This window comes from Lentzea sp. NPDC102401 (genome assembly GCF_044765805.1).
Lineage (GTDB): Bacteria > Actinomycetota > Actinomycetes > Mycobacteriales > Pseudonocardiaceae > Lentzea > Lentzea sokolovensis.
Map to the genome: position 1 here is coordinate 76737 of NZ_JBIWKS010000020.1, position 26500 is coordinate 103236.

The 26500-nt window shown below is 69.2% G+C and carries 18 protein-coding genes; 13 read left to right on the plus strand and 5 right to left on the minus strand.

Annotated elements, in window-relative coordinates:
* Nucleotides 1-110: 110 nt before the first annotated feature.
* Nucleotides 111-710: a hypothetical protein gene (locus tag ACIRG5_RS44535; protein ID WP_402916847.1), complete on the plus strand. Its 600-nt coding sequence runs from the start codon at nt 111-113 to the stop codon at nt 708-710.
* Nucleotides 711-911: 201 nt separating this feature from the next.
* Nucleotides 912-1457: a hypothetical protein gene (locus ACIRG5_RS44540; RefSeq protein WP_402916849.1), complete on the plus strand. Its 546-nt coding sequence runs from the start codon at nt 912-914 to the stop codon at nt 1455-1457.
* Here ACIRG5_RS44540 and ACIRG5_RS44545 read toward each other — a convergent pair.
* The 4 genes from ACIRG5_RS44545 to ACIRG5_RS44560 form a co-directional block, all read right to left on the minus strand.
* Complete coding sequence (locus ACIRG5_RS44545; protein WP_402916851.1) at nt 1454-1759, minus strand: hypothetical protein; 306 nt, start codon at nt 1757-1759, stop codon at nt 1454-1456. The two genes, ACIRG5_RS44540 and ACIRG5_RS44545, sit on opposite strands and share 4 nt — an antisense overlap.
* A gap of 92 nt (nt 1760-1851) precedes the next feature.
* Entirely contained in the window at nt 1852-2079 is a 228-nt protein-coding gene (locus ACIRG5_RS44550; RefSeq protein ID WP_402916853.1) for a hypothetical protein, read from the minus strand.
* A 6-nt stretch (nt 2080-2085) separates the two neighbouring features.
* Nucleotides 2086-2487 (minus strand): hypothetical protein, encoded by a 402-nt coding sequence (locus ACIRG5_RS44555; protein ID WP_402916855.1) that lies wholly within the window; start codon nt 2485-2487, stop codon nt 2086-2088.
* Entirely contained in the window at nt 2484-2888 is a 405-nt protein-coding gene (locus ACIRG5_RS44560) for a hypothetical protein (RefSeq protein WP_402916857.1), read from the minus strand. The genes ACIRG5_RS44555 and ACIRG5_RS44560 overlap by 4 nt, the downstream gene beginning before the upstream one ends.
* 207 nt (nt 2889-3095) lie before the next feature.
* Between ACIRG5_RS44560 and ACIRG5_RS44565 the strand changes: the two genes are divergently transcribed.
* Together ACIRG5_RS44565 and ACIRG5_RS44570 are read left to right on the plus strand one after the other, a co-directional pair.
* A complete protein-coding gene (locus tag ACIRG5_RS44565; RefSeq protein WP_402916859.1) occupies nt 3096-4307 on the plus strand; it encodes a helix-turn-helix domain-containing protein in 1212 nt (403 codons plus the stop codon).
* Nucleotides 4304-4834 (plus strand): flavoprotein, encoded by a 531-nt coding sequence (locus tag ACIRG5_RS44570; protein ID WP_402916861.1) that lies wholly within the window; start codon nt 4304-4306, stop codon nt 4832-4834. Before ACIRG5_RS44565 ends, ACIRG5_RS44570 begins: the two co-directional genes overlap by 4 nt.
* 278 nt (nt 4835-5112) lie before the next feature.
* On the opposite strand, the gene ACIRG5_RS44575 is transcribed toward ACIRG5_RS44570, so the two are convergent.
* A complete protein-coding gene (locus ACIRG5_RS44575; RefSeq protein ID WP_402916863.1) occupies nt 5113-5418 on the minus strand; it encodes a hypothetical protein in 306 nt (101 codons plus the stop codon).
* A 181-nt stretch (nt 5419-5599) separates the two neighbouring features.
* Here ACIRG5_RS44575 and ACIRG5_RS44580 point away from each other — a divergent pair, with 181 nt between their 5' ends.
* From ACIRG5_RS44580 to ACIRG5_RS44620, 9 genes are all read left to right on the plus strand, one after another.
* Nucleotides 5600-6178: a TetR/AcrR family transcriptional regulator gene (locus ACIRG5_RS44580; RefSeq protein WP_402916865.1), complete on the plus strand. Its 579-nt coding sequence runs from the start codon at nt 5600-5602 to the stop codon at nt 6176-6178.
* 11 nt (nt 6179-6189) lie between these two features.
* Entirely contained in the window at nt 6190-8421 is a 2232-nt protein-coding gene (locus tag ACIRG5_RS44585) for a molybdopterin-dependent oxidoreductase (RefSeq protein ID WP_402916867.1), read from the plus strand.
* Between the two features lie 339 nt (nt 8422-8760).
* The gene (locus ACIRG5_RS44590) at nt 8761-11850 is read left to right on the plus strand and encodes a BTAD domain-containing putative transcriptional regulator (RefSeq protein WP_402916869.1); all 3090 of its coding nucleotides are present in this window, start codon (nt 8761-8763) and stop codon (nt 11848-11850) included.
* A 202-nt stretch (nt 11851-12052) separates the two neighbouring features.
* Entirely contained in the window at nt 12053-13090 is a 1038-nt protein-coding gene (locus tag ACIRG5_RS44595) for a hypothetical protein (RefSeq protein ID WP_402916871.1), read from the plus strand.
* A gap of 84 nt (nt 13091-13174) precedes the next feature.
* Nucleotides 13175-13360, plus strand: coding sequence for a hypothetical protein (locus ACIRG5_RS44600; protein ID WP_402916873.1), 186 nt, complete (start codon nt 13175-13177; stop codon nt 13358-13360).
* 187 nt (nt 13361-13547) lie between these two features.
* Complete coding sequence (locus tag ACIRG5_RS44605; RefSeq protein ID WP_402916875.1) at nt 13548-15119, plus strand: alpha/beta fold hydrolase; 1572 nt, start codon at nt 13548-13550, stop codon at nt 15117-15119.
* Nucleotides 15116-15379, plus strand: a complete 264-nt coding sequence (locus ACIRG5_RS44610; protein ID WP_319979276.1) for an acyl carrier protein — start codon at nt 15116-15118, stop codon at nt 15377-15379. The genes ACIRG5_RS44605 and ACIRG5_RS44610 overlap by 4 nt, the downstream gene beginning before the upstream one ends.
* A gap of 6 nt (nt 15380-15385) precedes the next feature.
* Nucleotides 15386-17371, plus strand: a complete 1986-nt coding sequence (asnB, locus tag ACIRG5_RS44615) for an asparagine synthase (glutamine-hydrolyzing) (protein WP_402916877.1) — start codon at nt 15386-15388, stop codon at nt 17369-17371.
* 13 nt (nt 17372-17384) lie between these two features.
* Entirely contained in the window at nt 17385-26498 is a 9114-nt protein-coding gene (locus tag ACIRG5_RS44620) for an SDR family NAD(P)-dependent oxidoreductase (RefSeq protein WP_402916879.1), read from the plus strand.
* Nucleotides 26499-26500: the final 2 nt, after the last annotated feature.

Here is a 26500-nt window from a genome sequence, read left to right on the forward strand (position 1 = left end):
TGGCGTCGCCACCCGTCCCACCCTGACCGGGCCGAGCAGTTCCCGGATCAGCTCAGGGTTCGCGAAAGGAGTACCTGCTCGCCCGATTCGCGGCCGTGCCAAGGTTCCTCATGGACATGGACGTTTTCGTGCCGGACCTCATCAAGCGGAACTGGGCTTGGGCGGACGCCAACTCACCGTGCGGTGCCCTGCCCCAGTGGATCGAGCGTGCGGGTGACCTGGTGGTGGACGGGCCGGTCGTCTGGTCCACGCCGGACGACACGCCGTTCGGCGAGGACAGCTACGACGTGCCGCCCGGGACCTACCCGGTGTTCGTCGGGATCGACGACTACGGCGACGACACCGGGCAGACGCGGTACGACGTGCGCGTGGTCTTCATCGCCCTGGCCGGGCCGGAGAAACTCGCCGAGGCCACCTGGCGGCACGACCAGGCAGGCCTCATGACCATCGAGAACTACACCTGCCTGGCCAGTCAGAAGGCCGGCTCGTTCGTCACGGGAGAGACCTTCGCCCGGCTCAAGGAGGCGGTGCTGTCGAGCGAGAGCGTGCACCGGAAGGGGCCGTGGCCCAGCGAGGTCGTCGACCCGGAGACCGGGTTGAACGTGATGCTGTTCCCGTCGTACGACAGCGCCAGCGGCATTTCGTGCATCGAACTCGTGGACGAGGACGAAGAACTCGTCGGCCTGCTTCACTTCAGCTACGGGATATGACGCTGGTCAGGTGTCGCACCGCAGGGCGGCGTCCTGCAGTGCGCGCAGCGCCGCCCGGCACGCGGGGCGGTTCGTGGTGCTGTTGCGCCACAAGGCGAACACGCGTCGTCGGGGTGCCGGCAGCAGCGGCACGAACCGGACGCCTTCTGGTGTGGCGCCGCGGCCCAGCCGGGGGATGGAGGATCAGGCACAATGCCTCGTGTGAGCGACTACGCCTGGGCAGACGTGGCCTACGACCTCGCCTGGACACTGGCGGTCATCCAGGGCCGGACAGACGACGAACTGCGCGACGCGTACGGAGTCGACGACAGTGCGCCCGAGTCCCTGACGTTCGACGCCGCCTTCATGTGGCGCGGTGAGCACGAAGACACGTTCGTCGTCATGCAGGTGAAGCACTTCCGGGACTACGCGCTCGTGATCGAGCCGAACGGCTGGATCGGCAACGCGCCGGAGGTAGCCCGCAAACTCTCCAGCCCCGACGGGTTGTTCCTCTCGCTGTACTGGAGTCCGAGCGGCCACCAGTTTCTCCAGGCCACTGACGGCCAGATCACCGGCCGCTTTGACCCCACATTCATCGGGCTGCCTGCCGGAGCGAACGACCTGCTTCCCGGTTGGGTGGAGCCGGAGGACTTTCCGTTGGAGCGCTTGAAGTCTGCAAGCCTTGAAGCAGTCGAGCGCGTCACCGGTCTGGCGTTCGATCCGGCTTGGCTCGAAGAGGAGCTACCGACCTACCGCATACCGGTCTAAGCAAGCTTCCGCAGACCGTCGAGAATCTGACTCAGCAGCGCCGGATCACGCTGGAACCACAGCGGTCCGTCCGTCTCGTCAGGCTCCGGAAAGACCGTGTCGCGGGGCCGCTGGGGCAGCTCGCCGACCGAATCCGCAGTGACCTCTTCGCCGCGCATGGCGGGGATCTTCGGCAGGATGCCGGTCGGCCAGTCGTCATCGTCCAGCGGGCGCGCAAGTCCTTGCGTATCAAGGTCTTGCTCCCGCCAGTGCAGCCGGAGCGCTTGCCCGCGCTTCGCCTCGCGCTCCAGCAGCTCGGCCACCGGAACGCTGCCCGGTCGACAGCCGTCATGCTTGGCCGTGCATCGGGTGTTCGCTGACTCGACAGCCTGGACTGCCGCCGAAGATCGTCCACTCATCGCGTCTGTCCAAGTGTTGCTCGCGGGGAATCCGGATGCTTGGCCGCCGCGTCACGCAGCTTGCGCAGTGCGCTCTCGGCCGCGTTGATAAAGGCCGGTTCGCCGGAGGCGGTCACAACGACTGCCGCACGGCTGATCGCCGCCAGCTCGGCGGCGGTGAGTTGCACCGTCACCGCGCGCAGTTGCTCCACTGGCGGTTTCTTGGGCTTCTGTGCACGCGCCATGTCCGGCTACCACGGGAGGGTGGGCGTCATGGGGGCGTCTCGGACATCCGCAGTGCTCGGTTCAACGACGAACAGCAGGCAGCCCTGTTGTCGCAGGAGTACCGCAGCGCCCAGTGCCTCACCGTGAAAGGTCGACAAGTGCGTAAGCGACGGCATGACGACGCCTGCCGGGCGATGGAGGCTCACCAGGCGGTGCAAGGCGCGGAACCCTGGGCGATTAAGCGGAGCCTGCACGCCAGCATCAGCACACACCGTGCCCAGAACCAACTGGTGGTCGACCGCCCAGCGCTTCAGCGTCAGCCGCCCGTTCAGCAGCGGGCCGACCGCATCGGTAGCGGCCCACATGTAGCCGTAGACCTCGTTACCGGGAGCCAACCGCTGTGTGAGCGTGGAGACGATGCGGATCACGCCGAGACGCCGTTCCCACTCAAGACGAACAGTCTGGAAGCCGTGCTCGTGATGCGGGCGGTCAGCACCTTCCGCAGGCCGCTTTGCGTCGACAGGTCATCGAGCGTCGGGACAACCACGCCAAGGGTGTCGGGGAACGTCAGTACGTCGACCAAGGCCGTGAAGCCGATCCGCGCCACAGCGTCCGCTGGCACGCGCCGATCAATAAAGACCGCTCCTAGTCGACACCCGTGCGCGTTTGCGACCACCGCCATTTGCTTACGCAGCAAGGCAATCTCGATCTCGTCCGGCTCTTCCATACGGATGTAGCCGTACATCACCTTCTGCGGCTGTCCGCCAGTCGTCGGGTCGGCGGGAGAGGGCATCACAGCGCATACCTCTGTCGTCAGCGTGGCGGGCATGGGCGGCACCTGAACGCCAGGGCTTTTCGGGGTTGCGTCGGCAAGGTACGAGGGAGAGAAACCCCGCCCGCCCCCGTCCGGGAGTGCCGCCAACGTCCAGGTGCCTGAGTTCGACGCTAAGGCGGTTGCGCGCGACAACTTGTACAAAATGTGCGACTTCAGAATGGGTACAGTGAGGGCTGTTGGCGCAGCTCAGGTGAGGTGAGTATGGATCAGGCCGAGGAACACATCGGCGAACGTGTCCGCTACTGGCGTGAGCGCCGCAAGTTGCCTCGGAAGCAGTTCGCCGACATGGTCGGACGATCGACTTCGTGGCTGGACAAGGTCGAGTCCGGTGAGCGCGCCCTAGCGCGCGTGCCCATGATCGAGCGCGTTGCTGAGGTACTCGGAGTCGATCCGGATGTGCTCACGGACGACAACCGCGATCAGCGTGCGCGTCGTTGTGTCGACGCCTGCGAAGTCCAGGCTATTCGCCGGGCGCTTGCTGCCTACCCCGGACTGCACGCAGCAACGGCAGTGACCGATTTTGAGGCTATTACGCGTCAGGCTTCTTACCTCGACCACGCCTGGAACATGTCGCGTTTCACGGTGGTTGCGCGCCACCTGCCCGAGCTGATGGCAGAGGCGCAAGCCGCGGTTCGGGTTGCGCCAGAGACCGACCGGATGACCGCCTACCGCATCCTGGTCACGGTGTATCGACTGGCTTCGTCCATGCTGCTGAAGTTCGAAGCCAACGACGTTGCTTGGCTGGCTGCCGATCGAGCAATGCACACCGCGATGGAGGCTGGCGATACCTGGTCACTCGCACGCGCCACCCGCAGCGTTGCCCGTGCCATGACCAGCATCCACGAGCAGTCACAGGCCATCGTGACGTTGCTGGCTATGGCAGACCGAATGCAGGGTGAGGTACGGACGAACGCGGCCGAGCTCCTGTCACTCCACGGCATGTTGTATCTGGCCGCGTCTATCACGGCGGCGGGCCAGGACGACGCCAATCTCGCTCGTGACATGCACGAAGCTGCGCTTGCCGCCGCGCTCGTGTACAAGCCGCACTACGACGACCACCACACCTTTTTCGGCGTCACCAACACGCAGATTCACCGCGTCTCCGCCTTGGTTCGACTGCACGAGTGTGGGCAGGCCTTGGAGTTCGCGACGACGATCAGCGCGCGGGCCGTGGGCGCGTTGTCGGCCGAACGACAGGCCAACTACATGCTTGATCTCACCGAGGCCCATACCGGTGTCGGCAACTACCGCCAAGCGGTGCGGATGCTGGGACGCGCTGAACAGATCGCGCCAGAGGAAGTCCGCTGTCGGCCGTTGGCACACGGTCTGCTGCGGTCTCTGCTGAACAACACCACGGGCGAGCCTGCCAAGCTCGTGCGTCAGATGGCTGAACGAGCTGGAGTTGAGGCGTGAGCGCACCTGTCCTGTATTTGATGATCTGTGGTGCTGGCCCTGCTGACCACATCGACCGCATGGTGAAGCTCGCGCAGGCTGACGGGTGGGATGTGTGGTGTGTGGCCACGCCGGCCGCTGTCGAACACTTCCTCGATCTCGAAGCACTCGAAGCGCTCAGTGGGCACCCCGTCCGCACCGGACACCAGCGCGCCGGACAACCCGCGCTCCCCAAGGCCACGGCCGTCATCGTCGCTCCCGCCACGTACAACACGATCAACAAGTGGGCGGCAGGCATCGCTGACACCTACGTGCTCACGCAGCTCGCCGAGCTGACCGGGTTGGGTCTGCCGATCGCTGTACTTCCGTTCGTGAACACCGCCCTTGCCAACACCCGTCCCTTCCGGCGCAGCATCGAGGAACTACGCGAGTCCGGTGTGACCGTGCTATTTGGAGAGGGCGGCTTCGTACCGCACCCGCCGCGCATGGGTGGCAAGGTCATGGACGCGTACCCGTGGAATGCGGTATTGAAAGCAGTACGGCCCTAGAGTGATCTTCCGACTTGCATAAATCGGCTCAATTCCCGCATAATCCGGCATAGATCAATTTAAACGAGACAATCTATGTCGAAAACACAGTCGCAAAAAGGATTCGGCACTATCGGGGTAGTCGCCATTATTCTAGTAGTAGCCGTCATCGCGTTTGCAGTGATCATGGATCACCCCCTTTCGTTATTAAGTTGTTTGGTACTTCAGGAGAAACAGAGAAACCTGCTCTCCCTCGGCTCGACCACCCGCAGGTGGCGGAGCCGAGGGAGACGAGGGGATCAGGCGGAAGCGAGCTGCGCGGCCTGCTGCTGACGGTGGCGCCGAACGAGGCGCTTGACGCTGCTCTCGCTCACCCCGTACTGCTCGGCAAGCTTCCACTTGGGAATGCCGGACTCGAACGCCTCGACCAGCAGCCGCATGTCTGCCTCGCTCAGTCGATCACTGACCCGCCACTGCCGGGCGCTGCGACCGGTCGAACGGACGCTGTCAGCCGTGGTCGCGGTATCCGCCTGTGCCTGTCGGAGCTGATCCAGCACCGTGACCAGCGACGATGCGAGGTCCAGGCGGTTGGAGTAAGCCGTCACGAGGTCCTCCCTGCGCCACCTGGAGGAGAACGCCGGTGCGGTGAACGTCGAGCTGCCCGACGAGGACTTCGACCAGCTCGGGCGGGCGCGGAGTGACGTGGTTCCGGCGTGACGGACGGGTAGCCGCGGCCGGTGGCAGCGACTATGGTCTCTGCCATACTCCCGAATCAGGGACGGCGCGATGAGCGGGCAGGGCAGGCGGGGCACCAAGCAGCGCATGCTGGACAGCGCGGTGCTGTTGTTGCGGGAACGCGGCGCGGCCGGCGTGACGGTCGACGCGGTGCTGGCGCACAGCGGTGCGCCGCGGGGGTCCGTCTACCACCACTTTCCCGGTGGCCGCAACGAGATGGTCCTGGGTGCGGTCCGTCAGGCCGGGGACTACATCGCCGCCATGGTCAGCGAGTCGGCGGCCGGGGGCGACGTCCGGCAGATGGTGGACCGGCTCGTCGCCTTCTGGAAGCGGGCGCTGGTCAAGACCGACTACCGGGCGGGCTGTCCCGTCGCCGCGATGGCCATGGACAGCCGTGATCTCGTCCCCGACGCCGGTGAGCTGGTGCGGGAGATCTTCACCAGTTGGCAGGCCAGCCTCGCGAAGACGCTGGCCGCCAACGGTTTCGCGGCACAGCGCGCGCAGCGGCTGGCGACGTTGGTCGTGTCCGCGATCGAGGGTGCGATCATCCTCTGCCGCGCTCACCGTGACCTGGGCCCGCTCGACGACGTGCTCGTCGAGATCGCGCCCCTGCTCGAGCGACGAGACTAGGAGCCTGGCCCATGTGGAAACCCAGCGCCTGCATCCTCTGCGAGTGCAACTGCGGGATCGAGATCCTCGTCGGTGACGACGGCCGGTCGTTCGACAAGATCCGCGGCGACAAGCTCCACCCCGCGTCGGCCGGCTACACCTGCAACAAGGCGCTGCGCCTCGGCCTGCACCAGAACGGCGACACCGGCCGGATCACGCACCCGCTGCGGCGGCGGCCGGACGGCACCTTCGAGGAGATCGACTGGGACACCGCGATCAGCGAGATCGCGGCGCGCCTGGGGGAGGTCCGCGACACCTTCGGCGGGGAGACGATCTTCTACTACGGTGGCGGCGGGCAGGGCAACCACCTCGGCGGCGCCTACTCGCCCGCCACGATGGCCGCGTTCGGCGGCCGCTACCGCTCGTCCGCGCTCGCGCAGGAGAAGACCGGCGAGTTCTGGGTCAGCGCCCGCATGCTCGGCACCATGACCCGCGCGGACTTCGAGCACTGCGAGGTCGCGCTGTTCGTCGGCAAGAATCCCTATCAGTCGCACGGCTTCCCGCGGGCCCGTTCGGTGCTCAAGGACATCGCCAAGGACCCGGCCCGGTCGATGGTCGTGATCGACCCCGTGCGGACCGAGACGGCGGAGCTGGCCGACTTCCACCTCCAGGTCAGGCCCGGCACCGATCTCTACCTGCTGACGGCGCTGGCCGCCGTGCTCGTGCAGGAGGACCTGATCGCCGCCGACTGGCTCGCCGAGCACACGGACGGCCTCGACGCCGTCACCGCCGTCCTGCGGCAGGTGCCCGTCGGCGACTACTGCGCCGTCGCCGACGTCGAGGAGACGCTGGTGCGGGCGGTCGCCGCCCGGATCGCCGCCGCGGACTCCGTGGCGGTGTTCGAGGACCTCGGTGTCCAGATGAACCGCGACTCCACGCTCGTGAGCTACGTCGAGAAGCTGGTCTGGCTGCTCACCGGCAACTTCGGCAAACAGGGCGCCCAGTACGTGCCCTCCAGCCTGGTGCCGATCGGCCGTGACCGCGGGCACGCCGGCGACGAGGGCCCGCGCAGCCCCGTCGCGGGCGCACGGATCATCAGCGGCCTCGTGCCGTGCAACGTCATCGCGGAGGAGATCCTCACCGACCACCCGGCCTGCTACCGGGCGATGCTGGTCGAGAGCGCGAACCCCGCGCACTCCCTGGCCGACTCCGCCCGGATGCGGGAGGCGCTCGCCGCGCTGGAACTCGTGGTCGTCATCGACGTCGCGATGACCGAGACCGCACGCCTGGCCGACTACGTGCTGCCGGCGCCGACGCAGTTCGAGAAGTTCGAGGCCACGTTCTTCAACTTCGACTTCCCGCGCAACATCTTCCACCTGCGGCACCCCGTCGTGCCCGCACCGCGGGGCGTGCTGCCCGAGCCGGAGATCCACGCTCGTCTCGTCGAGGCGTCCGGCGCGCTCACCGAAGACGACTACGCACCGCTGCGTGCGGCCGCGGCCGCTGGACGAGCCGAGTTCGCGCAGGCGTTCCTCACCGTCCTCGCGGATCCGGCGAAGCGGCGGCTCGCGTCCGTCCTGCTGTACCGCACGCTCGGCCCGACGCTGCCGCACGACGCCTCGGCGGCCGCTGTGCTGTGGATGGCCGCGCACGAGTGCGCCCGCAAGAACCCGGCCGGAGTCGAGAAGGCGGGCTACGGGTCCGGCCTCGAGGCGGGGGAGCGGCTGTTCGAGGCGATCGTCAACGGCCGGCACGGCGTGCACATCACCGACGACGAGTACGACGTCTCGTGGCGGCGCCTGCGCGGTCAGCGAATCACCCTCGCCGTGCCGGAACTGCTCGCCGCGGTGGCCGCGCTGGGCGAGAGGCCCGTCCCGCGGCAGGATCCGGAGTGGCCGTTCGTGCTGTCTGCGGGAGAACGGCGCGCCTTCACCGCCAACACGATCATGCGCGACCCCGGCTGGCGACGGCGCGACCCGGACGGCCGCCTGCGCATGAGCGTCACCGACGCGACGCGGCTCGGTGTCACGACAGGCGACCGGGTCAGGCTCACGACCCGGCGCGGCAGCGCGGAGGTGTCCGTGGACGCCACCGACACCATGCGCTCAGGCCACATCTCGCTGCCCAACGGCCTCGGGCTCACCGTGAAGGAGCGCACGGGCGTCGCTCCCAACGAACTCACCGCCGCGGAGGACCGCGACGAGTGGGCCGGCACGCCGTGGCACAAGCACGTGCCGGCCCGACTCGAACCGCTCGGGCCCTGACAGCACGTTCATGCCAGTGATTTCCCTAGTTTTCCGGGGGGTGTCGAATTCTTGGGGGTATTCCCAGGATTTCCTTGCGGAGGAAGAACTGGCAAATTCCCAGTCTCTAGTTGAAAGGCGAATTAGGCAGGCCGCTTTTGCCTGGTGAGACGGCATGTGGCGCATTGGGTGACTGCCGGTCGGGCGGTGCCGTGCCGAGAGGTGTGTTCGTATTGGTTGCCGATCTGTAACGTGTGTCGTAGTAACTTCGTTTGTGGTGCAACCCGATCGGCCTCGAATTGCGGTTCTCTGATCGAAACGCGTTTGGCTGCAGGAGCCCGATCTGAGTGAGGTGACGATGTGACCGGCACGTCGAAAGGTCCCTCGTCGACCTTGCCGCCGGCGGGTGAGCAGGGACTGAGGATCAACCTGCTCGGTTCGCTGGAGTGCTGGGCCGGCAACCGCCGGATCCACCTCGGCGGGCCTGTCCAGGAACGTGTCATGGTCGCCCTGCTGCTCGACGTGGGGCAGGTCATGTCGGTCTCGCAGCTGGTCGACTTCGTGTGGGACGAGGAACCACCCGCCACCGCCACCCACCAGGTGCGCAAGGCGGTCGCGCGGCTGCGTCAACTGATCCCCTCCGGCGGGGAGATGATCCTCACCGAGGGACCGGGCTACCGGGTCGAGTTGCCGGTCGAGCAGCTGGATCTCAAGGTGTTCCTGGACCTGCTGGAGAAGGCGGGTAGGGCGACCTCCCGGCAGAGCTGGGAGGAAGCGGCGGCGCACCTGCGGGCGGCGGTGGCGCTGCGGCGGGGAGAGGTGCTCGCGGGCAGCGGCGGCCAGGCCATCCAGACCGCGGAGGTCGCGCTGCGTGAACGCTACCTCGACGCGGTCGAGCAGCTCACCGATCTGCGCCTGGCGCGCGGTGACTCCCGGGAACTCGTGAGTGAGCTCCGCGAACACGTCGGGGCGAACCCGTTGCGGGAGAAGCTCCGCTCCCAGCTGATGCTGGCCCTGTACCGCTGCGGACGGCAGGCACACGCGCTCAACGAGTACCAGCAGCTCAGCCGGCTGCTGGCGGAGGAACTCGGGATCGACCCCAGCCGTGAGCTCTCCGCGCTGTACGAGCGAATCCTCCGCAACGACCCGGCGCTCGGTGCTCCGGCGCAGATCGAGGCGCCGGTGGCCGACAGTCCGGCTCTCCCCGTCGCCAAGGCGGTGCCGCGGCCGGCCCTGCGCTCGTTGCCCTACGACCTCACGGACTTCATCGGCCGCGAACCCGAACTCACCGCGCTGCAGGGCGTTCTCAGCGAACCGGCGGGCCTGGGACCGCAGGTCGTCGCGATCGACGGAATGGGTGGCGTGGGCAAGACGTCACTGGCCGTGCGCTTCGCGTACCTGATGGCCGACAACTACCCGGACGGGCAGTTCGCGCTCGACCTCTGCGGCTACACGGCGGGTGGCACGCCGGTGCCGCCGCAGGTCGCCGCGGAGAAGCTGCTGGGCATGCTCGGCGTGGAGACCGACGACCTGCCCTCCGAGGCCGACGCGCGGATCGCCCTCTGGCGGACGATGACGACGGAGAGCCGGCTGCTCGTCCTGCTGGACAACGTCTGCGACGTCGCCCAGGTGTTGCCGTTGCTGCCGCAGAGCGGTCAGGCGCTGGTGCTGGTCACCAGCCGGACGCGCCTCATCGACCTCGACGGCGCGCACTGGATGACCCTGGGGACGATGACGAACGAGGACGGCGCGGCGATGGCCGCCCAGGTGCTGGGCGGGCGCCGGGCGGCCGCCGAGCCCGAGGCGGTGGCCGAACTCGTCGCGCTGTGCGGGCACCTGCCGCTGGCGTTGCGGATCGCGCTCAGCCGTCTCGGCAACCGGCCCCGATGGCCGATCAGCTATCTCGTCGACCGGATGAGCGACGAGTCCCGGCTCCTGGACGAGCTCAAGTCCGGCGAACGCGGCGTGGACCTGTCGCTGCGGATGTCCTACGAAGGTCTCGCCTCACGGCATCGCACCGCTTTCCGCATGCTCGGGGTGTGCCCGGGTCGTGACGTCGACGTCTACTCGTCGGCCGCGCTGCTGGGCATGTCCGCGCTCAACGCGGAGGCCGTCCTGGAGGTGCTGCTCGACGCGCACATGCTCAAGCAGCACGAGATCGGCTGCTACACCTTCCACGACCTGGTGCGCAGCTTCGTCCGCCAGCTCACCCACGCGGAGAGCGGGGACGAGGTGCTGGCGGAGACGCGGGCCGCGTTCGCCCGCCTGCTCGAGTACTACGTGCGGGCCACCGACCAGGCGTGCGACGTGTTGTTCCCCGGCAGGGCGGTGCTGCGCGGCACGCCGATCGCCGAGACGTTCGAGCTTCCCCGGATGTCGACCGACGAGGCCGCCCGCAAGTGGACGTACCGCGAGCAGGCCACCCTGCGCGAGGCACTCGTGCTGGCACACGAGCGCGGCTTCGACAGCCAGGTCGTCCGGCTGGCCCGCAACGTCGTGTTCCTGCTTGACGCGGACGGCCTGTTCGAGGAGTTCGCCGAGGTGGCGCGGCTGGCCGTCGTCTCCTCGCGGAAGGTCGGCGACGCCGAGCTGGTGCGCTTCAGCCTGTCGAACCTGGCCGTGGCGAACTGGAAGCTCGGCCGGTTGGAGGCGGGAATCGAGGCCGTGTCGGAGGCACTGGCCGTCGCGAACGCGATCGACGACCGCAGGGGCGTTGCCAAGGACACCGGGGTGCTCGGCCTGCTCGTGCTCACGTCCGGGCGGCACGACGAGGCCAGGACGTTGCTGGAGGAGGCGATCCGGATCAAGCGGGAGCTGGGCGCCGGACGGGCGGAGGCGGAGTCGCTGGTCAACCTCGGCACCCTGCACGAGCAACGGGGTGAGTACGCCGAGGCCATCGCCGTCGGCGAGCGCGCCCTGCTGCTGAACCGCGAGCTCGGCGTCCAGGAGAACGAGGTCGTCACGCTCGCCTACCTCGCGATGACCCGCCTCGCGATGGGTGACGTGGCCAGGGCGGACGCACTGCTGGCGACCGCGCGCGATCTCACCCTGACCGCCGGGGTCCCCGGCGACATCGCGCTCGTGTATGTCCTTTCGGCACTGGTCGTCCACCGTCAGGGCCGCACGGCCGAGGCCCGGCAGTTCGCCGCGCTCGGGCTGGGGCTGGGCCACCAGAAGGTGCGGTGGACGCCGCTGCGGAGCATCGTCATCGACAACCTGGCCGCCCGTCTCCACCGAGCTCAGTCGGAACTGGCCGAGGCGTGGACGCTGCACGAACGTGCGCTCGCGCTCGCCACGCGGATCGGGTGCCGGATCGAGGAGGCACGGGCACTCGCCGGCCTGGCCGAGATCTGCGACCGGCGGGGAGAGGACGAGCGGGCCCGCTCGCTCGCGCAGCGGGCAGACGCGCTGTTCGAAAGCCTCGGCGTTCCTCGGGGAGCGCGTATCTGACGGCTGCCGGGGTTCGTTCCCACCCGGGGTTCCACCGGGAACGGATCGGTATCGGCTGAGGGCACGCTGGCTGAAGAGCAGGTGTCGACAGCTGATGTGGCCTTGGAGAATCGTTGGGCCTCACCGATCTGCTGAGGAGCGCGACGATGAAGCGGCGGTGTACGAGCACTCGGTCCGATGGGACCGGAAACGCGATGCGGCGATGAACGCGGACATACGGCTGCTGCTGTGTTTCCCGTCGGTGTCGCTGGCGCGCAAGGCCGTGCGGAGCGGAGTCGATCTGCGGCTGGTGATCGCGGAGGACGAGCGGCAGGCCTTCGGGACGCTGGCGTCCGATCACACCGACGTGGTCGACCCGGACGACAAGAGCGCCGTGACGAGGACCGTCGCGAAAGTCGTCCAGGACCACCGCATCACGCACGTCCTCGCCTCGGACGGGTTCCCGGCGGCACAGACGGTTCCGGACTCCGCCGGTGCCGCCCGCATCCTCGCCGAGGACGACAGGCTCGCGGAGGTGCTGGCCACGAGCAGGTATCCGATGATCCGCCGCGCCACCGCCACCGGTGCGGACGTCTCCGAGGCCGTCGCCAGGATCGGCCTGCCCGTGATGATCCGTTCGGGACAACGGGAAGAGGTCGTGCTGCGCCGCAGCGCCGAGCTGGCGGAATGGCTGAACGGTGCCGAGCAGGGGCCGTTCGAGATCGCCGAGTTCGTCATCGGGCCCGAGGTCGTGATCACCACGCTGACCCTGGACGGCATGCACCGCGTCGTCGGTGCCACGGCCAAGTGGATGACGAGTGGCGGCGTGCGCTACCTGCACCCGGCGGAGCTGGCCGAGCCCGTTTCGAGGGAGACACGGGCGACCGTCGCGGCCGTGCTCGACCTGGTGGGCTACGAGTTCGGGCCCGCGGAGACCACGCTCGTGCTGTCCGAACGAGGTCCCCGCGTCGTCAGCGTCAGGCCCGGGTTCGGGACCAGGACGATCGCCAGGCTCATCGAGATCGCGGCGGGCGTCGACGTGCAGACGGAACTCTTCCGAGCGCTGGCGGGTGGCCAGGTGCGTCCGTCGAGTGCCCGCTGGTTCGCGGGTGCGGAGCACACCCACGCGGCGCCCGACAGTGCCTTGTACGTGGTGGCCGAGGGACCGACACCGGAAACGGTGGAGGCGCTGCTGGATCGCGGCCGGGGTGTCGCGCTCTCACCTGATCCGCCGTCCCGCAGATCCGGTCCTACCGCATAGGTACTGAAGCGGTATCCCGGGGAGGAACGGATCGGGAACCACGGCTGCGACAGTGGTTTCAGTCGAGCGAACGGGAGTGACAAAGTGCTGAAGAACTCAACTGTGAAGCGGTTCGCCGTCGTCACGCGCTACACCGGAATGAGCCTGGGTGTCGCGGCCGTCATCGCTCTGGGCGGTCCCGACTCCGGGGTCGAAGGACCCAACATGGTGCTGTCGTCCGCATCCGCGCAGGTCGCCGGCTCCGTCCAGGCCGGCGCGACCGCGGCCTGAGTCGCCGCTCCGCCCCGGTTCGTGGCCGATCCTCTCTGATCGGCGAAACATTCCTCAATTCAGACCGCGGCAGACCCATGCCCGAAAACGGTTTGGCGACGACGTTTCCGGCCGATCGAGCCGGTCTTTCCTCCCCGCATTCGGGGAGAACTCCTCTGAACTCACTGATCCGAGAAGCGGAGCAGCAATGCCTGTCACGCACGGCGGCGGCGTCGCGCTCTTCCCCGGCCAGGGAACCCAGGCCAAGGGGATGGGGGCGGGACTGTTCGACCGATATCCCGGGGCCGTCTCGCTGGCGAGCGACGTCCTCGGCTACGACATCGCGCGGCTGTGCCTCGAAGACCCCGACGGCCGCCTGGACGACACGCGCTACACGCAGCCCGCGGTCTTCGTGGTGAACGCACTGTCCTATTGGGACAGCGTCGATCGCGGCGAGCCGCCGGCCGGCGTGCTGCTCGGGCACAGTCTGGGGGAGTACAACGCGTTGCTCGCCGCGAAGGCGTTCGACTTCGAGACCGGCCTGAAGCTGGTGGCGCAGCGGTCCGCGTTGATGGGGGCCGAACGGGGCGGCGCGATGCTCGCCGTGGTGGGCGCCTCGGTGCGGCGACTCGAGGAGCTGCTCGCCGGGAACGAGCTCACGACCCTGGACGTGGCGAACCGCAACACCCCCTTGCAGAACGTGCTCTCCGGCCCGGCCGACGACATCGACCGTGCCCGTGAAGTCCTTGCGGGACAGGGCCTGCGCGTGGCCCAGGTGCGCGTGTCCGCGGCCTTCCACTCGCGGTACATGAAGCCGGCGCGGGAGGAGTTCGCGGCGTTCCTGCGCGGATTCCGGTTCGCGCCGCTGGACGGCACCGTGATCGCCAACGCGACCGCACGGCCGTACCGCGACGGCGAGGTGGCGACAACGCTGTCAGCCCAGCTCGACGGTCCCGTGCGCTGGTCGGACAGCGTCCTCGCGGTACTTCGCTCGCAGCCCGCGGCGCGATTCCGGGAAATCGGCGGAAACGGAGTGCTGACCAGGATGGTGCGCCAGATCGAGACCGCGCCGGTGCAGCAGACAGCGACACCGCGGCGGGTCTTCGCCATCGCGTTCGCGGGCGGCGACGAGAACTCCTACCGGCCGCTGAACGAGCATCTCGGGGACGTCGAGCTGGTGACGCTGGAACGGCCCGGCCGCGGACGCCGCCACTCGACACCTCTCGTGACCGATCCCGACGCGCTCGTCGCGGACCTGACCGGCCAGCTTCGGGACCACCTGCGCGACGGCGAACCGTTCGCCGTCTACGGCCACAGTCTCGGCGCCAGGCTCGCGTTCCGGGTGTGCCGGCAGCTCCGCGCGGAGGGCCTGCCCGCTCCGGTGCGGCTGGTCGTCTCCGGCGAGTGCGGGCCGTCGGTGCCCAGCCGGGAGCGGGACACCTGGCAGCTGACCGGCGACGCCTTCTGGGCGCATCTCGACGAACTCGGTGGGGTACCGCAGCAGCTGCGCCAGTACGAGGACCTCATGGCGCACTACGAACGCGTGCTGCGCGCGGACTTCACCGTGCTCGGACGGTACCGCCACCACGAGGAGGCGCCGCTGGACGTGCCGATCACGGTGGTCACCGGCGACCTCGAACCGTTCAGCGACGCGGACATCTTCGCGTGGCAACGAGAAACCACCGAACCACTGGTCCGTCACCGGCTGCCGGGCGACCACTTCTTCATCCGCGCCCACTGGCCTGAACTGGCTCACCTGATCGAAGGAGCAAACCCATGACCGCCGAGCTGACCGCGGAGCTGAAGAGCTACCTGGAGAACGAGGCGCTGTTCACGTTCGGGGACGAGATCACCGAGGACACCGACCTGTTCAAGGCGGGGGTGCTCGACTCGTTCGGCTACATCTCGCTGATGAACCACGTGCAGCAGCGCTACGGCCTCGAGCTGGGCGAGCAGTTGCTCGACGAGGTGCTGGTCTCGCTCAGCGCGATCGTGAAGTTCGTCGAGGCCCACGTGCTGTCCGTCGTGGACGGTCGGTGACCGGGGATGTGTGGAATCGCAGGCGCCTACGGAGGCGCCCACGGGATCTCCGGGCACCAGGACCTGATCGCGGGGATGCTGCGCCAGATCGAGCACCGGGGCCCTGACGAGGCCGGGTGCTACCTGGACGACCGCCTCGTGATGGGCACGGTCCGCCTGAGCATCATCGATCTCACCCACGGGTCGCAGCCGGTCGGCAGCGAGGACGGCCGGTGGTGGCTCTGCTACAACGGCGAGCTCTACAACTACCGCGAGCTGCGCGCGGAACTCGTCCGGCTCGGGATGCGCTTCCGCACCGACTCCGACACCGAGGTCGTGCTCCAGGCGTGGCTCGCCTGGGGGCGTGACTGCCTGCGGAGGTTCAACGGCGCGTTCGCCTTCTCCCTCTACGACTCGCTGACGGGGGAGCTCACCCTCGTCCGCGACCGGTTCGGCAAGCGGCCGCTGTTCGTGGCCCGGCACGAGGGGAAGTGGCTGTTCGCCTCCGAGATGAAGGCGTTCCTGGCCGTTCCGGGATTCCGGTTCTCCTTCGACTCCGAGCAGCTCGCGTCGATCTTCGCGACCTGGACGCCGCTGCCGGCGCAGAGCGGGTACCGCGACATCGAGCAGATCCCGATGGGGGAGTTCCTGTGCCTGCGCGGTGACGAGGTCGAACGAGGCCGGTGGGCCACGCTCGACCTGGAGCCGGGTCTGCCACCGGACTCCGAGGAAGAAGCGATCGAACTGGTGCGGGCGGAGCTGACGGCGGCGGTCGACGTGCGGCTGCGCAGCGACGTCGAGGTCGGTGTCTACGTCTCCGGCGGGCTCGACTCCTCGATCATCGCCCACCTGGCGGCCGGGCGGCAGCAGCACCCGCTGCGGACGTTCTCGATCGAGTTCGACGACGCCCAGTTCGACGAGTCCGCCGAGCAGGCGGCGGTCACCGCGGACCTCGGCACCCACCACCAGTCCGTGCACGTGCGTGACGACGACGTGGTGCAGGCGTTCCCGGCCGCGGTCAGGCACGCGGAGGTTCCCGCGTTCCGGACCGCGTTCGTGCCGATGTACCTGCTCGCCGAGAAGGTGCGCGAGGCCGGGATCAAGGTGGTGATGAGCGGTGAGGGCGCGGACGAGGCGTTCCTCGGCTACGGCATCTTCAAGGACGCGTTGCTGCTCGACTCCTGGCACGACCTCGACGAGCAGGGCCGCCTGGAGCGGATCGCGCGGATCTACCCGTACCTCCCGCACTTCTCCGGGGAGAACGCTCCCCGGCGGATGCTGGGGCTGTACCAGCAGTTCACCGAGGAGCACCTGACCGGACTGTTCTCGCACCAGATGCGGTTCCAGAACGGCAGGTTCGCCGCACGCCTGCTGCGCGGCGCCACCGACCCGTTCGCCGCGGCGCAACAGATGGTCGCCTCCGAACCGGACTACGCCGCGCTCGACACCGTGCGCAGGGCGCAGTGGCTGGAGTTCCGCACCCTGCTGTCGGGATACCTGCTCTCCACCCAGGGCGACCGGATGGCACTGGCCCACGGCGTCGAGAACCGCTGCCCGTTCCTGGACCCGGCGGTCGTGCAGCTGGCCGCGTCGCTCAACCACCGCTTCGGCGACCCGTTCGACGAGAAGTACCTCCTCAAGCGCGCTTTCGCCGGCGTGCTGCCGAAAAAGGTCATCGACAAGGGCAAGTTCCCCTACCGCGCGACCGACGGCGCGGCCTTCGTGCGTGCCTGGCCGGAGTTCCGCGACGTTCTGACCGACCAGACCACGCTCGACGCGATCGGCGTGCTCGACCCGCGGTTCACCCGCGCTCTGGTCGACCGCGTCTTCACCAGTCCCGCCGAACGGATCGGGACCAAGGAGAACCAGGCCTTCACGCTGCTGGCCTCCCTGCACTGGCTGCACCACTGGTTCGTCCGCGGGCAGGCGTTCGACGCCTCGCCCCTGCGCGCCGGGCTGCACGTGGTCGATCGCCGCACGAGCGCGCTGCCGGCCGGACACGGCCAGGAATAGACGAGGAACTTCCATGACACAGCACACTTCCGGCGCGCAGGACACCGCGATCGCGGTCGTCGGCCAGGCACTGAGGCTGCCCGGTGCGCGCAACGCCGACGAGTTCTGGGCGAACCTCGAACAGGGGCGCTCACTGATCAGTGAAGTGCCGGAGAAGCGTTGGCGCGCTTCGGACTTCGCGGGCGACCCACGCCGGGACGGCGACAAGACGGCCAGCGTCTGGGGCGGTTTCGTCGACGACGTCGAGTGCTTCGACGCCGACTTCTTCGGCATCTCCCCGCGCGAGGCACGGCTGATGGACCCGCAGCAGCGGCTGGCCCTCGAACTGAGCTGGCACGCCGTCGAGGACGCGGGCCACCGCGCCGACCGGCTGGCGGGTTCGCGCACCGGAGTGTTCATGGGGGTGTGTCACTGGGACTACGCCGAACTGGTCGAGCAGGAGCTCACCACGATTGACGCTTACTACCCGACGGGCGCGGCGTACGCGGTCATCGCCAACCGCGTCTCGCACTTCTTCGACTTCCGCGGCCCGAGCGTGGTCAACGACACCGCGTGCGCCAGTTCGCTGGTCTCGGTGCAGCAGGCCGTGCAGGCGTTGCAGGCGGGCGACTGCGACCAGGCACTGGCCGGCGGCGTCAACCTCGTCTGGTCGCCACGGCACTTCGTCGCGTTCAGCAAGGCGGGCATGCTCTCGCCGGCCGGTCGGAGCAAGGTCTTCGACGCGGAGGCCAACGGGTACGTGCGCGGCGAGGGCGGTGGCGTCCTCCTGCTCAAGAGGCTCGCCGACGCGCTCAGGGACGGCGACTCCGTGCACGCGGTCGTGCGCGGCATCGGCAGCAACCACGGCGGCCGCACCAGTTCGCTCACCGTCACCAACCCCGACGCGCAGGCAGAGCTGATCGTCGACATCTACCGGCGGGCCGGCATCGACCCGGCGTCGGTGAGCTACGTCGAAGCACACGGCACGGGAACGCCGGTCGGTGATCCGATCGAGGTGCGAGGCCTGAAGAAGGCGTTCGCCGAGCTCGGCGACACGGGCGAGGAGCACCACTGCGGCCTCGGCTCGGTCAAGACGAACATCGGTCACCTCGAAGGTGCGGCCGGGGTCGCCGGTCTGCTCAAGGTGATCGCTTCGATGAGGCACGGCCGGTTGCCGGCCACCGTCGGGTTCGAGCGCCTGAACCCGTTGATCAGCCTGACCGGGTCGCCGTTCCGCGTCGTCGGCGAACTGTCCGAGTGGACCGCACCGGACGGCGAGCCGCTGCGTGCCGGAGTGAGCTCGTTCGGTTTCGCGGGCACCAACGCGCACGCCGTGCTGGAGTCCGTTCCCGCCGTGGAGTCGACGCCACCGTCCGAAGAGGACGAATGGCTGCCGGTGTCCGCCTGGGACGACGACCGGCTGCGCGAGACGTGCGCCGATCTGGCGGAGTGGGTGCGCACGCGGTTGACGGAGGACGCGCCGCCCTCGTTGACCGACATCGCGCACACGCTGAGGCACGGCCGCGTGCCGTTGCCCGTGCGAGTGGCTTTCCGCGCCCAGGATTTAGCTGACTGGGCCGAGCAGCTCGAAGCGTTCTCGGAGAGTGGCGAGGTGCGCGGGGACAGCGTGCGGGGGCAGGCCGAGGACGAGCAGGTCGCCGTGCTCGACGAGAGCGACCTGACGGACCTGGTGGCGGTGTGGCGTGAACAGGGCCGCACGGAGAAGTTCGCCCGAGCCTGGGTTCGTGGCCTCCCGGTCGACTGGTCGGCGTGGCCCGCGACCGGCAGGCGGATCCACCTGCCGGGCTACGCGTTCGCGCGCACGCCGTACTGGTTCCGGCCGCTGGAGGCCGCAGGCCACCCGTCGCTCGGTGCCGGCGTGGAGGAGAACGGTGGCTGGACCTTCCCGCTGACCTTCGAGGCCGGCCAGGACGTCATCCGTGACCACGTCGTGAACGGCGTTCCGGTGGTCCCCGGTGTCGCCGTGCTCGGTCTGGTGCTCGCCGCCGCCGAACGGATCGGCGGGATCGAGGTGCCGAGCGTGCGCAACGTCGGCTGGCTCCGGCCGCTGACGGTCACGGGGGAGCGGCTGGTCGTGCGACTGCGGCTGGAACCCCGTGACGGCGGTTTCGGCTTCACGGTTCTCGACGACTCCGGGAACCGTTACACCACTGGACATCTGACTTCGGGTCAGGCCGGTGGCGAGACCGCCGGAGACCTCTCCGCCCGGTTCCCGCTGACAGTCGACGTTGATCGTGGGTATGCGGCTCTGCGCGCCAGCGGGATCGAGCACGGGCCCGCGTTGCGCGGCCTGGAGAAGGTGTCGCGCGGTGAGGAGGGCGTGCTCGCCCGGATCCAGGTGCCCGCGCGGGCGGCGTCCGGCTGGCTGCTGCACCCGGTCGTGCTCGACAGCGCGCTGCAGGCCGTTCTCGCCCTGGGCGCGGACGAGTCCGGCTGGCGCAACCCCGACGCGGTGGCCGTGCCGTTCGCGCTCGACGAGCTGACGCTGCTGGCACCGGTCGGCCGGATCACGCACGCGGTGCTCCGCGCCTCCGGTGAGTCCAAAGTGGACCTGGACGTGTTCGGCGAGGACGGGACGTTGTGCGCCCGGCTGCGCGGCTACACGCATCGCCCGCTCGCGGCCAAGAAGGCCGACGCGGCCGAGCCGGTGGACGGCACGCTCGTCGAGGCACACCAGGTGTGGCGTGCGGCTGAGCCCGTCACGGAGACCGCGCCCGCCGGGCCGCTCGTCGTGCTCGACGCGGTGCTGGGCCAGTCCGTTGCCGGGCGGCTCGACGCCGAGGTCCTGCCGCTGCCGAGGGAACTCGGGGACGCCCCAGCGGATTCCGCGAAGGTCGTGTTCGACGCGTGTTACCGGCACCTGAAGGCTTTGCTGGAAAGGCCTGGGCCGTCGGGACGGACGGTGGTCGTGATCGCGCCGGGCCGTCCCGGCGACCTGGTGTTCGCGCCGCTCGCCGCGGTGCTGAAGTCGTTGCACAAGGAGAACCCGGCGGTCCGGGGCAAGCTCGTGCTGGTCGACGGCCCGGTCGACGCCGCGCGGTTCGAGAAGATCGTGCGCGCCGAGGCCGGTTCCGACGACGTCGAGGTCGCCTACGACGTCTCGGGCGGTCGCCTGACCCGCGAGACGGAGGAACTGCCGGTCACCTCCGGCGGCGAGTCGCTGCTGCGCGACGGCGGTGTCTACTGGATCACCGGTGGCGCGGGCGGTGTCGGCCGCCTGATCGCGTCGCACCTGAGCACTCGGTACGGCGCGACCGTCGTGCTGAGCGGACGGTCCGGGAGCGCCCAGGTCGCCGATCTGGGCGACCGCATCGCCTACCAGCAGGCCGACGTGACCGACCTGGCGAGCGTGCGTGCCGCCGCGAACGCGATCAGCGAGCGTTTCGGCCGTATCGACGGCATCTTCCACGCGGCCGGGGTGCTCGACGACGGCTACCTCGTGAAGACCCCGCTGGAGACCACCGCACCGGTGCTGGCTCCCAAGCTGGCCGGCACCGCGCACCTCGACGAGGTGTGCCGCGAGCGCGGCGTCGGCTTCCTGCTCGTGTTCGGGTCGGTCGCGGGTGCGTTCGGTGGTGCGGCCCAGACCGGGTACGCGGCGGCGAACGCCTTCCTGGACGCCTGGGCCGCGCGATCGTCCGGCCACGTCGTCCGCGCCGTCGACTGGCCGCTGTGGGCCGAGGGCGGCATGCGCGTCGACCCGGCGACCGAGGCCTATCTGCGCAAGACGACGGGCACCGTCCCGTTGCCGACCACCGCGGCACTGGGGGCGCTGGAACGGGCACTGGGCGTCGACGCTCCCTCACAGCGCATCGTCCTGTACGGCGACGCGCCGAAACTGCGCCGCTACTCGGGTCTCACGAAGGACGCGCCCGTCCAGCGCGCTGCCGCTGTCGCCGTGAAGTCCGAAATGGACGATCGAACGCTGACGGCTCGCACCGAGGAGCACCTGCGGCACCTGTTCGCCGAGCTGACCGGTCAGGAACCGGAGCGCATCCGGGCCGACCAGAAGCTGGAGCGCTACGGCATCGACTCGCTCGTCATCGTGGACGTGACCAGCCGGCTGGAGGACGACTTCGGATCGTTGCCGAAGACGCTGTTCTTCGAGCACGTAGACCTGCGAGGCGTGGCGGGATACCTCCTCGCCGAGCACCGGCCGAGGCTCGTGGAGCTGTTCGCGCCCGCCGGGGACCCGGCGCCGGAGGTGCCGCAGGAGCAGGTGATCGAGGAGCCCGTCATTCCACCCGCACCCGTCGCACGGGTCGAGACCAGGGAACGTCCTGTGGCCGAGCACGGCGACCACGACATCGCGGTGATCGGCATGTCCGGCCGCTATCCCGGCGCGGACACGCTCGACGAGTTCTGGGAGCTGCTCAGCGAGGGCAGGCACAGCTTCGAGCCGCCGCCCCAGGACCGGTGGCGCCAGCAGGACATCTACTACGGCGAGCGTGACGTGCCGGGCAAGTCCGTGGTCAAGTCCGGGACGTTCCTGCGCGACATCGACGCGTTCGACCCGCGGTACTTCTCCCTCTCCCAGCGACAGGCCGAACTGCTCTCACCCGAGGTGCGGCTGCTGCTGCAGGCGGGCGTCACCGCGCTGGAGGACGCGGGCTACTCCCGCGAGACGATCCAGCGCCGCTACCAGGGCGACGTCGGCGTGCTGGTCGGGTCGATGAACAACAGCTACTCGTTGTACGGCTTCCAGAACATGCTCATGCGCGGCACGGCCACGAGCGGCAGCGAGATCGGCGTGTTCGCGAACATGCTGTCGTACTTCTACGGCTTCACCGGGCCGTCGATGTTCCTCGACACGATGTGCGCGTCCTCGTCGACGTGCGTGCACCAGGCCGTGCGGATGCTGCGGGCCGGCGAGTGCCGGATGGCCGTCGTCGGCGGCATCAACCTGATGCTGCACCCCTACGACCTGATCGGGACCTCCCAGGCCCACTTCACCAGCAAGACGGCCGACCTCCTGCGCAGCTACGGCGTCGGCACGGACGGCACGGTGCTCGGTGAGGGCGTCGGCATGGTCGTGCTCAAGCCGCTCGCCGAAGCGGTGGCCGACGGCGACCACGTCTACGGCGTGATCCGGGGCAGCGGCATGACGAACGCGGGCGTGCGCAACGGGTTCACCGTGCCCAGTCCGGTGCAGCAGGGCCGTGCCATCGAGAAGGCGCTGGACGACGCGGGAGTGGACGCGCGCACGATCAGCTATCTCGAAGGCCACGGGTCGGCGACGTCGCTGGGTGACCCGATCGAGATCCGCGGCGCGACGAGCGCGTTCCGCCGGGACACCGCCGACCGGGGCTTCTGCGCGCTCGGCTCGGTGAAGTCCAACATCGCCCACCTGCTGTCGGGATCGGGCATCGTCGGCCTGACGAAGGTCCTGCTGCAGTTGAAGCACCGGACGATCGTGAAGTCGCTGCACTCCGAGACCCTCAGCCCGGCGATCGACTTCGCCGAGACCCCGTTCGTCGTGCAGCACGAGCGCACCGAGTGGGCGCGTCCTGTGCTCGACGGGCAGACGGTGCCCCGGCGTGCCGGCGTCACTTCGATCGGAGCCGGCGGCGCGAACGTGCACATCGTCGTGGAGGAGCACGAAGACGTGGTCCAGCCGGTGGTCGAGTCCGGACTGCCACGCCTGATCGTCTGCTCGGCGGCCACGCCGCAGGCACTGGGACGTGTGGTGCGTGACCTGCATGCGCACGTGGTGGCGTCGCGGCCCGGGTTGGACGCCCTTGCCTTCACGTTGCAGACGGGCAAGAACGAGATGTCGTCCCGTGTGGCGTTCGTCGCCGCGGACGTCGACGCAGTGGTGTCCAAGCTCGCCGCTCTGTCCGAAGTGGACTGGACGAGTCCGGTCGTGCTCGACGGCGTGTGGTTCGTGCCGAGCACGATGGGCGTGACCGATCCGCCGGACGAGGCGGACGTGGAGAACGCGCTTGCCGGGACGGACCTCGGTGCGCTCGCGGTGGTGTGGACCGCCGGTGCGGCTGTCGACTGGGACGTGCTGTGGCCGCAGGGGACCAGGCCCGCGAAGCTGTCGCTGCCCGGTTACCCGTTCGAGCGCGTCCGGTGCTGGTACCCGGAGTTCGACGACGCGCCGAGCGTGCTGGACCCCATCGCGTTCGCGCGGCGGGTGCACCCGTGGGTCGGCGTCAACGAGTCCGATCTGGACGGCGTTCGTTACCGGCTCGCACTGCGCGGTGACGAACTGCTTGACTACGTCTACTCGGTGCGGCGCGAAAAGCGTTACGCCACAGTCGCACTGGTGGACGGCGCGCTCGCGTTCGCCGAGGTCGCCGGACTCGGGGACGGCTGGGCCGTGCGTGACGCGCGCTGGGCCGCGCTGCCTGATCCGTCGCGGGAACAGCTGCTCACGTGGAAGCTCGGCGCGAACCGCGCCGAACTGCACGACCAGGACGGCACCGTCGTGTTCGGCGCCGATCTCGTGGCTGCGACGGAACCGTTGCGACAGAACGACTCCGTGATCGGCACCCCGCTCTCGCTCGACGAGCAGGCGTTCTACGCGAAGCTCGGCGAACTGGGGGTGGACGCCCGGCCCTACGCCAGGGTGGTCGAGGGTGTCGCGGAGATCGGCGGACGGCTGCTCGTCCGCGTCGCGGAACCCGCGCTGTCCCAGGATCCGCACAAGCGGCGCGTCCGGGTTCCGGCCTGGGTGCTCAACGGGCTGGTGCAGGGCGTGCAGTACCTCACCTCGGACGCCGACGCGACTGTCGTGCGGATTCGCTCCGCGGAGGGCGCCGATCTCGGCCGCACCAGGGCGATCGTGCTGGAGGGCAGGGGTTCCGAGTTCGACGTGCGGTTGCTCGACGAGACCGGAGCGGTGCTGGGCCGATGGGAGGGCGTGGAGTTCGGCAACGCGCCGGCCGCGGTCACCGGCGTGGGGGACGGGGACGGCGCGGTCCGGGACCGGCTGACCGCCCAGGTTCGCGAGACCGTCGCCGCGCTGCTCAAGACCGACCCGGCCGACATCGACCTCGACACGCACTTCCCTGCGTTCGGGTTCGAGTCGATCAGCCTGGCCTCGCTCGCCCAGGAACTCGGTGGCCGGCTCGGCGTCGACCTGAGCCCGGCGGTGTTCTTCCAGCACCCCAACATCCGCGGTCTCGTCGGCAAGTTGGCCGACGAGGTCGGGACGTCCGCTCCGGCAGCTCTCGTTCCCGCTGTGCCGTCGTCACTTCCTCAGGCCCTCCCGGTGGCGCTGCCTCCGGCCGAACAGGAGACCGACGCTGTCGCGATCATCGGTGTCGCCGGCAGGTTCCCCGGTGCGGACGATCCGGAATCCCTGTGGGAACGCCTCAGCGAAGGCGCGGATCTCGTCTCTTCCTATCCGGCTGACCGGTTCGACGGCCGTTACGCCGATGTCGTGGCACGCGCGGACTTCCCGAAGTACGCGGGGCTGATCGACGGCGTCGACCGGTTCGACGCGGGCTTCTTCTCGTTGTCCCGCCTGGAAGCCGAACTCATGGACCCGCAGCAGCGGCTCGCGCTGGAGACGGTGTGGACGGCGTTGGAGAACGCCGGCTACTCGCCCGCACGGCTGCCTGAGGACACCGGTGTGTTCTTCGGGGTGTCCGGTACGGACTACCACCACCTGCTCAACGCGAGCGGTGTCGAGCCGGACGGCTACACGGCGACCGGCAACTCGCACGCCGTGCTGGCGAACAGGATCTCGTTCCTGCTCGACGTCCGGGGACCGAGCGAGCCGATCGACACGGCGTGCTCCAGTTCGCTGGTGGCGCTGCACCGCGCGGTCGAGAGCATCCGGTCCGGGCGTTGTGCCATGGCGCTGGCCGGCGGGGTGAACCTGCTGCTGAGCGTCGACACGTTCGTCTCGACGCGGGCCGCGGGAATGCTCAGCCCCGACGGGCGTTGCAAGACCTTCTCCGCGGACGCCGACGGATACGTCCGTGCGGAGGGCGTGGCGGCGGTGTTGCTCAAGCCGTTGTCCGCGGCGCTGCGCGATGGCGACACCATTCACGGTGTCGTTCTCGGCACGGCGGAGAACCACGGTGGCCGGGCGGCCTCGCTCACCGCCCCCAACGCCTCGGCGCAGGCCGAGGTGATCCAGACGGCCATGCACGGCATCGACCCGGACAGCATCGGTTACGTCGAGGCGCACGGCACGGGCACCGCACTGGGTGACCCGGTCGAGGTCGACGCGCTCACCACCGCGTACCGGAACCTCGGTGGCTCGGCCACGCGCCCTCTCGGTGCGGTGAAGGCGAACATCGGCCACGCCGAGGCGGCGGCCGGCCTGGCGGGTGTGGTCAAGGTGTTGCGGCAGATGGACCACCGCGAGCTGCCGGCGGTGCCGCACCTCGACCAGTTGAACCCGCACCTGAAGCTCGACGGCAGTGGGTTCGAGGTCCTGCGCGAATCACGCCCCTGGCAGCCGGTGACCGATGCTTCAGGCACCGAGTTGCCGTTGCGGGCCGGTGTCAGCAGCTTCGGGTTCGGCGGGGTCAACGCCCACGTCGTCCTGGAAGCCCCACCGTCACGACCGGAACCGGCGCCGACTGCCGAACCGCAGGCGATCGTCCTCTCGGCCCGTGACGCGGACCGCCTCGCGGCTCGTGCCGAGGACCTGCGCGCCTTCCTCGGCGAGAACTCGCCCTCGCTCGCGGACCTGGCCTTCACGCTGCAGGTCGGCAGGGAGGAGATGGAGCACCGGCTGGGCTTCGTCGCCCGTGACGTCGGAGAGGTCGTCGCCGCGCTCACCGCGTTCCTCGCGGGTGGCACGGGCCTGCACACGGGAAGCCTGCGCCGGGCGCGTGGTGCGGCCGTGCGCCGCGACCGCGAAACGGAGCCGGAAGTCACCGCCGCCCTGCGGAGCGGCGATCTCAACCGGGTGCTCGCGCTGTGGTGCGAAGGACGCGCGGTCGACTGGGTGAGCCTGCATCCGTCCGGTGAACGGCGAGTGCTGGCGCTGCCCACCTATCCGTTCGCACGCGAGCGTTACTGGGTGCCGGAGACGAGCACCCCGCAACCCCCGGCCGTGCCCGTGACGGTGATCGGACCCCCTTCCTTCGACGTCGGTGCGCGCGCCGCACTGCTGGAAGCGGTCCTGGCCAACCGGGAGGTTCCCGATGCGCTCGCCTGAGC

Coding starts and splice junctions, on each gene's coding strand:
- ACIRG5_RS44550 (WP_402916853.1), bottom strand. CDS start 2,079: ATGGCGCGTGCACAGAAGCCCAAGAAACCGCCAGTGGAGCAACTGCGC.
- ACIRG5_RS44595 (WP_402916871.1), top strand. CDS start 12,053: ATGAACGCGGACATACGGCTGCTGCTGTGTTTCCCGTCGGTGTCGCTG.
- ACIRG5_RS44560 (WP_402916857.1), bottom strand. CDS start 2,888: ATGCCCGCCACGCTGACGACAGAGGTATGCGCTGTGATGCCCTCTCCC.
- ACIRG5_RS44580 (WP_402916865.1), top strand. CDS start 5,600: ATGAGCGGGCAGGGCAGGCGGGGCACCAAGCAGCGCATGCTGGACAGC.
- ACIRG5_RS44620 (WP_402916879.1), top strand. CDS start 17,385: ATGACACAGCACACTTCCGGCGCGCAGGACACCGCGATCGCGGTCGTC.
- ACIRG5_RS44605 (WP_402916875.1), top strand. CDS start 13,548: ATGCCTGTCACGCACGGCGGCGGCGTCGCGCTCTTCCCCGGCCAGGGA.
- ACIRG5_RS44565 (WP_402916859.1), top strand. CDS start 3,096: ATGGATCAGGCCGAGGAACACATCGGCGAACGTGTCCGCTACTGGCGT.
- ACIRG5_RS44535 (WP_402916847.1), top strand. CDS start 111: ATGGACATGGACGTTTTCGTGCCGGACCTCATCAAGCGGAACTGGGCT.
- ACIRG5_RS44585 (WP_402916867.1), top strand. CDS start 6,190: ATGTGGAAACCCAGCGCCTGCATCCTCTGCGAGTGCAACTGCGGGATC.
- asnB (WP_402916877.1), top strand. CDS start 15,386: ATGTGTGGAATCGCAGGCGCCTACGGAGGCGCCCACGGGATCTCCGGG.
- ACIRG5_RS44610 (WP_319979276.1), top strand. CDS start 15,116: ATGACCGCCGAGCTGACCGCGGAGCTGAAGAGCTACCTGGAGAACGAG.